Annotated in this window: 12 protein-coding genes; 1 reads left to right on the top strand and 11 read right to left on the bottom strand. The window is 44.1% G+C overall.

Annotated features, from left to right (window positions below; translation table 11 throughout):
- Positions 1-38: 38 nt before the first annotated feature.
- From O4M77_RS12980 to O4M77_RS12995, 4 genes are read right to left on the bottom strand one after another with little or no spacing between them, the layout of a single operon-like run.
- Positions 39-566 (bottom strand): pilus assembly protein PilP, encoded by a 528-nt coding sequence (locus O4M77_RS12980; RefSeq protein ID WP_323713546.1) that lies wholly within the window; start codon positions 564-566, stop codon positions 39-41.
- Positions 566-1,282 carry a type 4a pilus biogenesis protein PilO gene (locus tag O4M77_RS12985; RefSeq protein ID WP_180013423.1) on the bottom strand — a complete coding sequence of 239 codons (717 nt, stop codon included), beginning with the start codon at positions 1,280-1,282 and terminating at the stop codon, positions 566-568. The genes O4M77_RS12980 and O4M77_RS12985 overlap by 1 nt, the downstream gene beginning before the upstream one ends.
- Entirely contained in the window at positions 1,279-1,917 is a 639-nt protein-coding gene (locus O4M77_RS12990; RefSeq protein WP_005233586.1) for a PilN domain-containing protein, read from the bottom strand. Before O4M77_RS12990 ends, O4M77_RS12985 begins: the two co-directional genes overlap by 4 nt.
- Positions 1,917-2,975 carry a pilus assembly protein PilM gene (locus tag O4M77_RS12995; protein ID WP_180002742.1) on the bottom strand — a complete coding sequence of 353 codons (1,059 nt, stop codon included), beginning with the start codon at positions 2,973-2,975 and terminating at the stop codon, positions 1,917-1,919. The genes O4M77_RS12990 and O4M77_RS12995 overlap by 1 nt, the downstream gene beginning before the upstream one ends.
- 166 nt (positions 2,976-3,141) lie before the next feature.
- On the opposite strand from O4M77_RS12995, the gene ponA reads away from it, so the two are divergent.
- Positions 3,142-5,670: a penicillin-binding protein PBP1a gene (ponA, locus tag O4M77_RS13000; protein ID WP_180033724.1), complete on the top strand. Its 2,529-nt coding sequence runs from the start codon at positions 3,142-3,144 to the stop codon at positions 5,668-5,670.
- A gap of 45 nt (positions 5,671-5,715) precedes the next feature.
- Here ponA and O4M77_RS13005 read toward each other — a convergent pair whose 3' ends face one another.
- The 7 genes from O4M77_RS13005 to ftsL all read right to left on the bottom strand — a co-directional run bounded on the left by O4M77_RS13005 (position 5,716) and on the right by ftsL (position 14,205).
- A complete protein-coding gene (locus O4M77_RS13005; protein ID WP_159124594.1) occupies positions 5,716-7,020 on the bottom strand; it encodes an IS4 family transposase in 1,305 nt (434 codons plus the stop codon).
- Between the two features lie 112 nt (positions 7,021-7,132).
- Complete coding sequence (locus tag O4M77_RS13010) at positions 7,133-7,936, bottom strand: putative RNA methyltransferase (protein WP_180016597.1); 804 nt, start codon at positions 7,934-7,936, stop codon at positions 7,133-7,135.
- A 58-nt stretch (positions 7,937-7,994) separates the two neighbouring features.
- Positions 7,995-9,113, bottom strand: coding sequence for a phospho-N-acetylmuramoyl-pentapeptide-transferase (gene mraY, locus O4M77_RS13015; RefSeq protein ID WP_180025537.1), 1,119 nt, complete (start codon positions 9,111-9,113; stop codon positions 7,995-7,997).
- Positions 9,114-10,517, bottom strand: coding sequence for a UDP-N-acetylmuramoyl-tripeptide--D-alanyl-D-alanine ligase (locus tag O4M77_RS13020; protein WP_323713547.1), 1,404 nt, complete (start codon positions 10,515-10,517; stop codon positions 9,114-9,116). It lies immediately after the preceding gene.
- 8 nt (positions 10,518-10,525) lie between these two features.
- Positions 10,526-12,022 (bottom strand): UDP-N-acetylmuramoyl-L-alanyl-D-glutamate--2,6-diaminopimelate ligase, encoded by a 1,497-nt coding sequence (locus O4M77_RS13025; RefSeq protein WP_180033720.1) that lies wholly within the window; start codon positions 12,020-12,022, stop codon positions 10,526-10,528.
- Between the two features lie 11 nt (positions 12,023-12,033).
- On the bottom strand, positions 12,034-13,857 hold the full coding sequence (gene ftsI, locus O4M77_RS13030) for a penicillin-binding protein PBP3 (protein ID WP_180033719.1): 1,824 nt from the start codon (positions 13,855-13,857) through the stop codon (positions 12,034-12,036).
- Positions 13,858-13,872: 15 nt separating this feature from the next.
- Complete coding sequence (gene ftsL / locus O4M77_RS13035; protein WP_159122699.1) at positions 13,873-14,205, bottom strand: cell division protein FtsL; 333 nt, start codon at positions 14,203-14,205, stop codon at positions 13,873-13,875.
- Positions 14,206-14,213 lie beyond the last annotated feature (8 nt).

Genomic DNA, 14,213 nt, shown 5'->3' on the forward strand with positions numbered 1-14,213 from the left:
ATTCTTTAATACTCTTATTCATTTTTATTCCTTAAAACTTATGGCGCTGGCCCAATCAAAACCAGACTTCGTGGTCGTTCCACATATCCCTCACGGCCATCTGGAATAATCTCAATCAAGTCAATCTGTGTCGGCGTAATTCTCGTTACACGACCATGATTAAGTCCCATATAGCTGCCACGTTGTATCCGCTCAATTTCCCCATCAGGCGTTTGAATTAAAGCCAGAATCTGCCCCGCCTGATTCCGCATACTGCCTTTCATGCTTAAGGTTTCGAGTGGATAGCTTTCTAAAGGCTGTAATTGGCGTGACAAGTTCGGATAAACTCGCTTACCTGCCATAATTTTCAATTCAGCTGCTAAAGAGCTTGGCAGGAAAGGACTTTTCAGCTGATGAGCTGCGTAATTAAACATTTCTGTCGGAATAAAATCTGGTGCCGGTTCAATCGGTAATGGTGGTTGATTACGAATATTGGCCATTTCCTGATTGACTGCATCAATTCTTGATTCGCAGCCCACCAATAAAAGTCCGAGCGTTAAAGCTGAAGTAATTTTAATGATATTCATTACTGAGCTCCCTGCGTATCAGTTGTAGCTGGAGTAGATGACGCGTCTGCATTTCCTACATAACGGTAGGTTTTAGCTTTTACTACATAATCAATGACAGGAATTTCAGATTTCTTTTCTTTATTTTCAGTCCCTGTAATGGTGAAGTCATGCAGTGTAACGATGCGCGAAAGACCTGCAATACTGCTCACAAAAGAACCAAAGGCATGATAATCCCCAGTGGCTTCAATCGCGATCGGCTGCTCAATAAAGAATTCCTGTTTGATTTCAGGTTCCAAGCGAATATTCTTGAATTTCAGTCCGGAGTTCACTCCACTCAGGTTAATATCTTCAACCAGACCTGGAATTTCAGTTTCTTTCGGCAATTGTTCCAATTGCTGATTAAAACGTGCTTCCATCTCCTGCAACTGAATCTGATACTGCTGTAAATTACGAAGCTTAGATTCCTTTTCCCGGAATTCATTTAACAGGTTTTGTTCTTGAGCACTGGCTTGTGAAATCGCTTCTATCTTACCGCGAATAAACCCGAAATACCCCAGCATAAAAACCAGAATAACAATAAAGATCCAGCAGGTAATTTTGACTGATAATGGCCAGCTACCATAATTATTTGGATCTAGTGTATTGAATTGTTGAAAGAATTTTTCAACTGTCATTTTTTTTCTAGGAACAGCCACTACGTCTTGGCTTAATTCATCGAATCCGTCATTACTCATGATGATGCCTCCGCTGTAGTTGTGGCTGGTGTTTGTCCTTCTTTAAGTGTTGGCTCAGCGATTTGATCCAGATCAACCGTGACCGTAAAGCTGCCATAAGATTCTTCCACTCGAGGAATCACTGATGATGGCGCTTTATCTTTTGGTTCTTCAGCAACCAGGAAAGCATTCATAAATGCATTACGATACCAGGTAGAAGCCTCCAGATTACGTAGCAATTCAGCCACTGTATTCGGACTTTCCGCCTTACCTTCAATGGTGAATTTATCGCCGGTACGCTGGAATTTGGTAATGTACATATTGCTTGGTGTGACCCGTACAATTTCATCAATCAGGTGAACTGCGATCGGCCGTTGAGTCTGTAAACCCTGAATCAGCTTCATACGTTCAACAATTGCATTACGCTGGTCTTGTAAACCATCCAATGCTTTCAGCTGTACATCCAGATTCTGGTTAGTACTGACCACCAGCTGATTGGCCTGTTCCTGATCCTGAAGTTTTTGATCGTAATAGAACCAGGTTGAACCTGCTGCTGCCAATCCTAGAAAAAGTGCCCCTGCGCAAATCGCTACAAATTCATTATTTCTTTTAATTCTTAGCTCATCGCGCCAAGGGAGTAAGTTAATCTTTGCCATTAATCAAAACTCCTCAATGCCAAACCACATGCAACCATGAGTGAGGACGCGTCATTTTCAATTTTTTTAATATCAATTTGAGGAGAAAAGCCCATTTGCAGGAATGGATTGGCAATCGTGACCCGGTAGCCGAGTTTTTGCTGTAATAGTTTTGCCAGACCTGGAATATTGGCATTCCCCCCTGCCAATAAAATATGGTCAATCTCGTTAAACTGAGATGAAGAGAAGAAGAACTGTAATGAACGCGCTGCCTGCTGCACGACTGCATCTAGAAAAGGTTCCAGCACTTCGATATCATAATCATCGGGTAAGGCACGGGTTTTTTTAGCACGTCCTGCTTCCTCAAAAGACAATCCATAACGGTTCTGGATTTCCTGAGTCAGCTGCTTACCACCAAAAACCTGCTCACGAGTATAAATGATCTTGTTATTCTGCATGACGGATAAGGTCGTCATACTATGACCAATATCCAGGATCCCGACAGTATTTACCCCCATCGGTAAGGTATCCGAAAACACCTTGAATGCATTTTCTAATGCAAAACTTTCGACATCTGCAATTTTTGGATTGAGGTTGGCAATTTGCAGTACTTCAGAACGTGCTTCGACATTTTCGATTCGGGTCGCTACCAACAGGACATTAACCCGGTTCGGATTGGTTAAACGGTCTGGCAGAACTTCAAAGTCCAGACTGGCTTCATCAAGTGGGAAAGGAATATATTGTTCGGCATCTTCACGAATCTGAATTTCACGTTCATCATCCGACATATCAGCATCCATTTCGATGATCTTGGTGATGACCATAGAAGTTGGAATCGCAAAGGCTGACTGACTGGACTGGGTATTGGCCAAATTAATCGCACGCCCCAACGCATCACCCACCGCTTCTGGATTTAAAATATTTTTTTCAACGACACTACTTTCTGGTAGTGGGACCAAAGCATAACTTTCTACCCAGTACCGACCGTTCTTTACAGAGAGCTCTAAAACTTTAACAGAAGTCGAACTAATATCCACTCCTATTAACCCCTTATTTGGCTTACGATATAACCTGCGCACAATACAATTCCTATTATTTTTTTATCCCCAATAAAAACAAACTCACCAATCTGTGCCGGTCTATAATTTTATATAGATACAATAACTCATCTAACAATATGCATATCTAAAGGATATACTGACCGGTAATTAGTTTGCCATTAGCTCTTATTAAAACTTACTTGTTATGAAAAAGCTATCTTGTTCAGGCCTTGTTCATCCATTTTTTTTGATCATTATCATTATTTTGATCTCAATTCCGATGGGTTTCTATGGCATGTATCTCTATATTGCCCCATCTTTGCCTGAAATGTCTACGCTTAAAAAGGCGCCTTTATTAAAGCCTTTACAAGTTTTTAGCTCAGATAATGAGCTCATTGCAGAGTATGGTGGCAAGCTTTCTGTTCCTGTGAATTATGAACAGATTCCGAAAGAATTTATTCACGCCTTCCTCGCTGCAGAAGATTCCAGTTTCTTCGAACACAGCGGGATCAGCTTTAAAGGCTTAGGACGTGCAGTCAGTGAAACTATTACCGGCTCTGATGTACAGACTGGCGGTTCGACCATTACCATGCAGGTCGCCAAAAACTACTATTTAAGTCCCGAACGTACTTTAAAGCGTAAGCTGACTGAAATTTTCCTGGCACGTAAAATAGAACAGAATTTAAGTAAAGAAGAAATTCTGACTTTATATGTCAATAAAATTTTCTTGGGGAAAAATGCTTACGGCATTGCGGCAGCAGCGAAAATCTATTACAACAAAAGTTTAGATGAGCTTTCGATTGCGCAAATGGCAATGATTGCTGGCCTACCTAAAGCACCTTCTCGTTATAATCCGGTGGCCAACCCTAAACGTGCATTAGAACGCCGTAACTGGATTTTAGGTCGCATGCTGCAATTGGGGTATCTGAATCAAAGCCAATATCAGGAAGCCATTGCTGAACCGATTAACCTGGATATGCCTGACCGCAGTACGCGTAACAAATTTCCCTACGTCGGTGAAATGGTTCGCTCTGAACTGGTAGAAAATTTTGGTGAACAGGCCATAGATTCAGGTTATAAAGTCTACACAACGATTCATAGTGAACGTCAGGCTTATGCTGAACAGGCGGTACAGGACGGTTTAGAAGCTTATGATCGTCGTCATGGCTGGCGAGGTGCCGAAGCTCATGATCAGCCCCTGCAAAATTTCCGTGTCTATGCCAATACTTATCCTGCTGAAGTGACCAAGGTCAATAATAATAGCTTTGAAGCGTTGATGCAGGATGGTACAACCGTAACTGTGCCTTGGTCAGGCATGTCCTGGGCCCGTCCTTATCGTAGTGCAGATAGTGTAGGTGCTGCACCAAGCAGAGCATCACAGATTGTCAAAGTTAAAGATATTGTTCGTTTAAGGCCTAACGAGAATAAAAGTTCCTGGGCACTGGTACAAACGCCTCAGGTACAGGGCCAATTAATTGCATTGAACCCGAATAATGGTGCGATTGAAGCCATTGTGGGTGGTTATAATTTTTATCAATCCAAATTTAACCGTGCGACTCAAGGCTGGCGTCAGCCGGGTTCAACTATTAAACCCTTCGTTTACGCTCTGGCTTTAGAACGTGGTATGACTCCACACACCATGGTCAATGATGCACCGATTACTATTGGTAAATGGAGTCCGCGTAATTCGGATGGCCGTTATTTAGGGATGATTCCTTTACGTCGTGCTTTATATCTGTCACGTAACACGGTTTCAGTACGCCTATTACAAACTGTTGGTATTGAGCGTACACGTCAGTTATTTATGGATTTTGGCTTGCAGGATAACCAGATTCCACGGAACTATACCATTGCTCTAGGTACACCTCAGGTTTTACCAATCCAGATGGCTACTGGTTATGCTACGTTCGCCAATGGCGGTTATCGGATTCAGCCACATTTTATTACGCGGATCGAAGATGCCTATGGCAAGACCATTTTTGAGGCTAAGCCTGAATATGCCTGCATCTCGTGTATTAATGCTCAGGAAGAAAGTCCTCAACCAACAGCCGCACTCACTCCTGATGATGAAGCAATTGAAATCAATAACAAGACCCTAGCGCAAAAACCAGAGACACCAAAAATCTCGGCTGAAGACAGTAATTACCGTCAGGCAGAACGTATTTTAAAATCTAGTTCTGCTTATGATATGGCCAATATCCTGCGTGATGTGATTCAGCATGGTACAGGACGTGCTGCTTTAAGAATTGGTCGTAGCGATATTGGGGGTAAAACCGGTACCACCAATGATGCCAAAGATGCCTGGTTTGCAGGTTTTAATGGCAAGCTGGTCACCGTTACCTGGGTCGGTTTCGACCAGCCAAAAACTTTAGGTCGCCGTGAATACGGTGGCGTGGCAGCCTTACCAATCTGGACCGACTTTATGGGTAATGCCTTAAAAGGTACACCAGAAGCTTGGGTTCGCCTGGATCGTAATGCTAAAGCACCTATTAACCGTAATAAAGTAGTGCAAGGTGAGCAGGAACAGCATGATCCGTCTTCTCCACCTTTAGCGACGCCTCTGTATCGCCCTGCCCCGGTTGTAGCACCTAAACGACAAAGCAATGATTTTGAAGATTTGCCTGATCAGGAAATTCGCATACCGGATGATGAAAGAGTGGCCCCAAGAGACCAGCCACCACAGCCAAATCGGGTGGTGGATCCTTTGGAAAACTTGATTGAAGAACTTGAATAATCTGAACCAATAAAAAATCCCTCAATAATGAGTAATGCCAGTCAGTTAAGAGATTGACTGGCTTTTTCTTGGGTATTTTTGAGGTTTTCCTTTTACAACCCTTGGATAACTCCTCACTCTTCTCTCAGGTATAACATACCGATTAGATTTCTCCATTAAACTTTCCAGATGTTTGGGGAGATTACCTGCAGAAGCCAAAGAGTCGAATCTGAGTAAATTAAGAAGGGCAATAGATGCAATATGAAAACTGATTCTCAAAGGACTTACTTTAGCTCGTTGAGCCATATGTTTCATTTGTCGTCTCAGAACATTATAGGCAATCAAGACACCCCATAATTCTTGATAAATTAAGTCTGGTTGCTTGCTTCTTAAGAGCTTACCTTTCTGCAAATTGCTTTTAATTTCTCGGTAACACATTTCAATTTCCCAACGCTGAGCATATAACTTTGCCAAGGCTATAAGTGGGTATGTCTTTGAATCTAATAATGAAGTAATGTAACGTCTGATTTTTCCTGCCTGCTCAACTTCAATCAAACGTGCCTCCCAATAATCCCCTAACGTTGGGTTAAGCTTCTTGGCTCTAGGTGATATTGGCATCCTGATATGAAAATCATGTGGGGAATTCCGTTTAATAATTTCATAACGTAAATTATCTTTTGCTCGCATCAGCCAATGACTTGATTCTGCACGTGTTTGCCACCCTATTAGAAAATCAGCAGAGAAATAAGCTCGATCAAATAATGTAATACTTTGTGCTGGAGGAGATAATTGATTTGCTAATGTGAGTTCACCCTGATCCATACTGCCTATTTGGGCATCTATGATTTCATGGGTATTGGTATTGACTAGGCACGTGGCTCTCACTTGTGGGTAAGGTGCTACAGCAGTTTTACCTTTAGATGAGCCAAAATGATTAAAGTTCTCTTCGGTCAGCGGCATAGACCAAACCACCCCATCAACAGCACATATGCTAAGTCCTTGAAAGTTTGAATATTGTTGCTGTGTTTCATCAAACCATGCTTGGCTGAGCAGAGAGAATAAGGTACTTAAAGGCTCTTGTCCTAAACGTTGTCGTGCTTGGACTGCTGCACTAGGAACACAATATTCTGTTGTACCAAACACGAGGTTTAATTGCTCTACAACATAGCTGATGGGTTGATTTCGAAACAAGGCAAGCCCAATAACAAGCCAAACCACATGCTCAGCAGGTAATTTTCTCCTTCTGATTGATGCCTTACCTGTTTGATGCAGGCTTGTTTCAATCCAATTTAAATCAATAAGTTCACAAAAATGGTTGAGTGATGGGAGAGAATGTTCAAGAGTGGATTCTAAATGTTCAGATAAAGACATAAAAAAATGAGCGTATTTACATACACTCATTTTTACTACATTTTACTAAAATTTGCTTAACTGACTGGCATTACCTCAATAATGAGGGATTTTTTATTTCTAAATAACCGATTTACTTCTTCTGAAATACATAAATCTGGAATTGGGCCATTAAATCGAATTGATCCTGCTGCTCAAGTGCCAAACGGCGTTCAGGTTTGGCTTTATAAGCATAGGGAGTCATAGCAATCAGGTTTTTTAAATCCGCTTGAGGCAAAGTCATTGGCGCATCAATCACCTGTTCACTTACCAGATTAAATACATCCTGCAACTGCTCAACAAATTTCTGTGGCTCGTGTGCTTTCACTTCCTCAAATAAGGCTTCCCGCATCGCGTACAAATGTTGTGGTGCAGGCGTCACTACCATCAAATAAGATTTTGGCTTTAATACCCGCAAGATTTCCTGTTTCGGAATCGGGCTAAATAAGCTGGTACAGAGATCAATGGATTGATCCAATACCGGCAAGGTTGCCCCTGTCCCTACCACCCAGGTAATTTCTTTATTCAGTTTAGCTGCAACCTGAACTGCATTTTTGGCAATATCTACGCCGACACATTGCATGACTTCAGCCTGCATGGCATTGGTGTAATAGCCTTCGCCACAACCAATATCGAGCAGATTTTCAATCCGCAGCTCACGGATTTTCTTGACCACAGCCTGTTGCAAAGGCGCATAATGGCCTGCACTCAGAAATGCACGGCGTGCCTGCACAGATTCAGGCGTATCGCCCGGATTTTTACTATGTTTATGCTGCACCACATGCAGGTTCACATAACCCTGCTTGGCTACATCATAGCTATGCTGATTGTCACAGCGCCATGTACGTTCATTTAAGCGTAACTGCTCACGACAAACAGGACACATCAGTAGGTTCATTTTTAAATTTCTCCAAAACAAAAAAGCCGGCATGCGCCGACTTTTTCAAATGCATTTCTTAGCGTAATTTTAAGGTCATTAGGCCAAAAACTACCAGCATAATTGTAATAATCCAGAAACGGATGACGACTTGAGTTTCACGCCAACCTTTCTTTTCATAATGGTGATGCAAAGGTGCCATCAGGAATACCCGTTTATTACGCATTCTTAATGAACCGATTTGCAGGAAGACTGAAATTGCTTCCACCAGGAATACACCTGCCATAATCGCAAACACGATTTCCTGACGCACCATCACGGCAATCGTACCCAGCATCGCACCTAAAGATAACGCACCCACATCACCCATAAACACTTGAGCTGGATGAGCGTTATACCAGAGGAATGCCAGACCGGCACCGATCATCGCAGCACAGATCACCACCAGTTCAGAAGAATATTTCACATAAGGAATATGTAAGTAGTTAGCGAAACGTACATCGCCTGCCAAATAAGCAAATACCCCTAAACCTGCCGCAACCAGGACAATTGGCATAATTGCCAGACCATCCAGACCATCGGTCAGGTTTACGGCATTGGATGCACCATTAATCACGAAGTAAGTGAAAATAATGAAGCCAATTCCCAGCGGAATCACAGACAATGGAATGGTGTGATCCTTAAAGAATGGAATCAACACATCCAGCATGTTGGCAGTCACAACTGGATTCGGTTGCTGCTGTGCGATCACATACAGTGCAATACCAGCACCGATTGAACCTACAGACGTCCAAAAGAATTTCTTGCGTGCAGGTAAACCGGCATTGTCCTTATAACGGATTTTAATCCAGTCATCCGCCCAGCCAACGGCGCCGAAAATCACCATTACCGAGAGCACAATCCAGACATAAGGATTCGTCAGGTCCGCCCACAGTAAGGTGGAGATCCCGATCGAGAGCAGGATTAATACCCCACCCATGGTCGGTGTACCCATTTTCTTGGCATGATTCTCAGGAGCAAACGAACTTACTGCCTGACCATATTTTAGTGCCTGCAATTTGCGGATCATGATCGGACCCAAGACCAAACCGATAGTCATTGCGGTCAAGACGCTGAGCAAAGCACGTAAAGTTAGATAACGAACCACCTGAAACGTGCTATCAAAGCCCGCCAGCTGGTCAAATAGCCATAACAGCATTTAGAGTTTCTCCATCAATGCAGCCATTAATGTTTCCATATGGGTAAAACGCGACCCTTTAAATAGAAAAGACATTGGCTGGGGATGATGTGTTTCAATCAAATCAATTAAAAATGGTAAAGCCTGCTCCTGATTGAGGAAAGCCTGCATCTTCTTACCATATTGCGTACTACGTGCACCTTCTTGTGCAGCTGGAGCAAATTCACCCACAGCCACCACAAAATTAATGCCTTTGACCGATACCAGATCCCGACCAAGTTTATAATGCTCGATCGCGGCAGATGAACCCAGTTCACCGATATCACCGGTCACCATCACTCGAATACCCTGCTGCTGCGCTAAAACTTCAGCCGCTGCACGCATCGAGCTTGGATTGGCATTGTAGGTATCATCAATAAATAAAAATTCTTTGTGCGGAATAAAGTTCAAACGACCTTTGGCACCAACGGCCTGTTCAAGGCCAGCCACGATATCATTCAGACTGATACCAATCGCCAAAGAAAAAGCCACTGCTGCAGTTGCGTTTTGCACATTGTGTTCACCAGCAAATGGCAGATTTACGGTTTTACTGCCTTGCGGTGTATTTAGCGTGAAAGTCACAGATTGCGGATGTAGTTCTACGTCAGTCGCGTAGACGTCACCACCCTGACCAAAACTTAGGGTCTTCTCTGTTTTGACGTCTGCACGGATCTGCTCGGCGTAATCATCTGCTGCGGGCACAATCGAAGTTTCAGAAATATGCGAATAGATTTCAGACTTGGCGCGACAAATCCCATCACGACCACCAAACTCACCCAAATGTGCGGTACCGATATTAATGATACCGGCCACATGCGGCTGTACCAGATTGGAAGTGTAATCAATTTCACCCTGATGGCTCGCACCCAGCTCCATCACCGCATACTGATGTTCAGCACGCAGTTCCAGCAACATCATTGGGACACCCAAATCATTATTCAGGTTACCGCGAGTGACTAAAGTCGGTGCCAGACGTGACAAGATACTGCCCAGCATTTCCTTGGTCGTGGTTTTACCGCTACTGCCTGTCAAAGCAATGACTTTAAGCTGTGAGTTTTGCTGACGACGATAAGCGCCAAGATGACCCAGTGCCAGACGAGTGTCTTCAACTACTAGCTGGCAAATCTCTGCATCAACAGGTCGACTGACAATTGCGACTCCACAGCCCTTCTCAGCCACTTGGGCGATAAAGTCATGCGCATCAAAACGCTCACCTTTAAGTGCCAAAAAAACATCACCTGCTTCGGCATAACGGGAATCAGTTAAAATCCGCTTAATCTGACCTTCAGGTTTTTTATCATTCAGCCAATAACCCTGAGTGGCTTGCTGTAACTGTTCAATTGTCCATGGCTCTAGAGGCACGGTACTTGTTGTTGAAGTATGCATGTGAAATCCTAATGCGCTGGAAATGCTAAATCACGGTTGTGATGCTGGGCATCAATCGCGGCCTGTACCTCGACCACATCATCAAACCAATGTCGCACCCCATCAATCTCCTGATAATTTTCGTGTCCCTTACCGGCAATCACCACAATGTCACCTGGCTGTGCCTGGTCGACTACAAAGCGGATTGCTTCACGACGGTCATGAATTTCATGATAGGTTTTGTCTGAAAAATCGATACCCTGCTTCATGTCAGCGAAAATCTGGTTTGGATCTTCAGTACGTGGATTGTCCGAAGTCAGCACTGCAATATCAGCACCTTCGAGGGCCGCTTGAGTCATCAACGGACGTTTGCCACGATCACGATCACCGCCACAACCAAAAGCAACCCAGAGTTTTTGACTGACATGGCGCTTCAGCGTAAGCAAGACCTGAGTGAGGGCATCTGGAGTATGTGCATAATCCACAACAAATAAACGCTCATCATCACGAATGACCTGCATACGGCCTGGAGCACCTTTCAGCTCGGGCACAGTTGCAATTAAATCGGCTAATGCAAAACCGGCTTGCTCTGCCACAACCAGGCTCGCAACCAGATTTTCGATATTGAAATGACCCAGCAAAGGACTATGCACAGTAAATGTATCTTGTGCAGTGATCAATTTAAATTCAGCACCGGAAATACTGTATTGGATATCCTGAACCTGATAATCAGCTGCTTGTGACAAAGAATAAGTCAGAATTTTCGGCTGATTCGGATTGGCTTTTGCAGCATTCAGCATCACTTTTGCATGTGCGTCATCAATATTGATAACTGCAACTTTCAGAGATTCAAAACTGAATAAACGCGATTTTGCTTCTGCATAAGCTTCCAACGTACCGTGATAGTCGAGATGGTCACGGCTTAAATTGCTATAAGCCGCAATTTCAATCGCACACCCATTCAGACGGCCCTGCTCCAGACCATGCGAACTCGCCTCAATTGAAGCAAATTCCGCACCTGCCTGTGCATAAGCATGCAAGGCATTTTGCAATTGCAGGGCATCAAGGGTGGTATGAGAAGAGGCTTCCAGATTCGGCAAAATACCATTCCCAGTAGTCCCCATAACTGCACAAGCTTTGCCTTGCAGCATCAGCAACTCAGCAACCAGACGGGAAATTGTGGTTTTACCATTGGTACCAGTTACGGCCAGAATACGGGCAGCCTTGACTGGCTGAGTCGCTTGCAGATAGCGCTTTTGCCACTCGCCCATCAAGTGACGGACATTGGGTACTACCAAAGCTGGAGTAACACCTAGCTCTTGTTCTGAAATTACGGCCAGTGCACCCAATGACAGGGCTTTTTTGGCATATTCTGCGGTTTTTTCAGGTTGAGACAAGCTGGTCAGAGCAATAAAAATTTGCCCCAGTTTAACTTTGCGGCTGTCCAGTTCGAAACCCTGAAAGGATTGTCGCATCCACTCAGCAGGTTCTTGAACGGCGTAGAGATCTTGAAATGTAATGGACATTGATCACCTATTTACTGGACTTTGGGAGATTCTAAAGGTTTGTCCAACGGGACATTTAGCAGGCGTAAAGATTCCTGCATCACACGGGCAAAGACAGGTGCAGATACCGTACCACCATAATAAGACCCTTGCGGATTTTCCACGACCACCACCATAGCAATACGCGGATCACTCACGGGTGCTACACCAGCAAATAAAGCACGGTATTCACTGGTTGAATAGCCTTTACGGTCGGCACGCAATTTATGCGCAGTACCGGTTTTACCTGCAACACGATAACCAGGTACGGTTGCACGGGTTGCTGTACCACCAGGCAGAGTTGCTGTTTCCATCATCAGCAGAACCTGTTCTGCGATTTGTGGATCAATCATCTGCTCGCCCTGTGGCTGTTCTTCTAATTTATACAGGCTTAAAGGCACTTTCACACCTTTGTTCGCCAGCATGGCATAGGCATCAGCCAGTTGCAGCACAGTCGCATTCAGACCATAACCATAGGCCATAGTTGCTACTTCAGATACATTCCATTTACTTGGCGGCAGAATCAAACCGGAACTTTCACCCGGAAATTTCACTGCGGAACGCTGACCAAAACCAAGACGTTTATAGAAAGTCGGTAAAGTTTCATACGGCAGTGACAGAGCTAATTTAGCTACCCCGACGTTTGATGATTTCTGGATAATCCCACCCAACGTCAACTGACCATAGTTATGCGTATCACGAATAGTGTGGTTTCCGACCCGCATACTACCTGGACTCGTATTGATGACCGAATTGGCCGTATATTTCCCGCTCTCTAGAGCCATCGCCACAGTTAGCGGCTTCATGGTTGAACCCGGCTCGAAGGAATCGACAGCGCCACGATTACGCATTGCGTCTTTATTTAATAAGCCATTCTTGTCATTCGGGTTATAAGAGGGCCAAGAAGACATTGCCAGAATTTCACCGGTTTTGACGTCGACTGCAATCGCTGTTGCGGAGCGGGCATTATTGGCGACGCCTGCTGCAGTCAGTTCACGATACATAATGTACTGTAAACGTGAGTCGATACTCAGGGTAATGTTTTCACCTGGCTCAACTTCTTTAATCACTTCCGGTTCTTTAACCCGGTTGCCTTTTTTGTCACGGATAATCTGCTGTTCACCATCCTGACCGGCAAGACGGGTATTCAGCTGCATCTCCAGACCTTCGATCCCAATTCCCTCACTATTGGTCAGACCAATAATCTGGGAGTTTGGCTGGGGCTGAGGATAATAGCGCTTATAGTTTTTCTCGGTATACACACCTTGGAAATTACGCTTCATGATCAGTTCCGCCTGTTGTGGCGGCACTTCTTTTTTCAGGATCAGATAACGTGAACGTGGACGCTCTTCCATCTTTTTGCGCAATTCAGCACGATCCATGCCCACTGCATCAGCCAGCTCATCCAGATTCAGGTTTTTATCTGGGAGCTGGCGTTTTAGTTTACGGCTATTCGGCTCTTTCTGTAGCGCCAGCATGGTTTCATCATAGAGTCTTTTATTATCAAAATAGTCACGTGGGTCAATCACGATTTTCATAATCGGCGTACTGATCGCCAGTGGAATACCATTACGATCATAAATTACGCCACGCATGGCCTTGATGGTATTGGTTCGTAAAATATTGGCATTGGCTTTATTTTGCAGAAAATCCTTATTAATAATCTGCACATAGAAAGCTCGGCCGATTAGTGTCACAAAACACAGCAGCACCACGGCCCACATGATGTAAAAACGGTTGATATAAACATTTAAGGCATTTTTCTCGGTGACGGACTGCTTTTTACGTACCGGTTGCTTCTTTCTCTTGTCTACCATGTTCGAGCGCTAGCCTTATTTTTTCTCATCTGAAGGTTGTGGTAAGGAAATCACGACACTCTGTGAAATCGGAGGTGAATACATCCTTAACTGGGTCACTGCACGGGTACCAATCTGCGCGGTCGCACCGAAAGTCTGCTGTTCAATCAGCAAACGTCCCCACTCTGCATTCAGGTCATCCCGTTCGCGCAGATAGGTACTTAGTTTGCGGTTATCCTGACGGTATTCAAAGACTTGGAAGACGACAAATACCGCACTGATGAAGACCATCAATATCAATATGAGGTAAATAATGACTTTTTTCAGCCATAACTTTTCTGTTTTTTTATCAACCACTTCAGTTTTCATGATGTGCC

Source organism: Acinetobacter sp. YWS30-1, from assembly GCF_033558715.1.
Lineage (GTDB): Bacteria > Pseudomonadota > Gammaproteobacteria > Pseudomonadales > Moraxellaceae > Acinetobacter.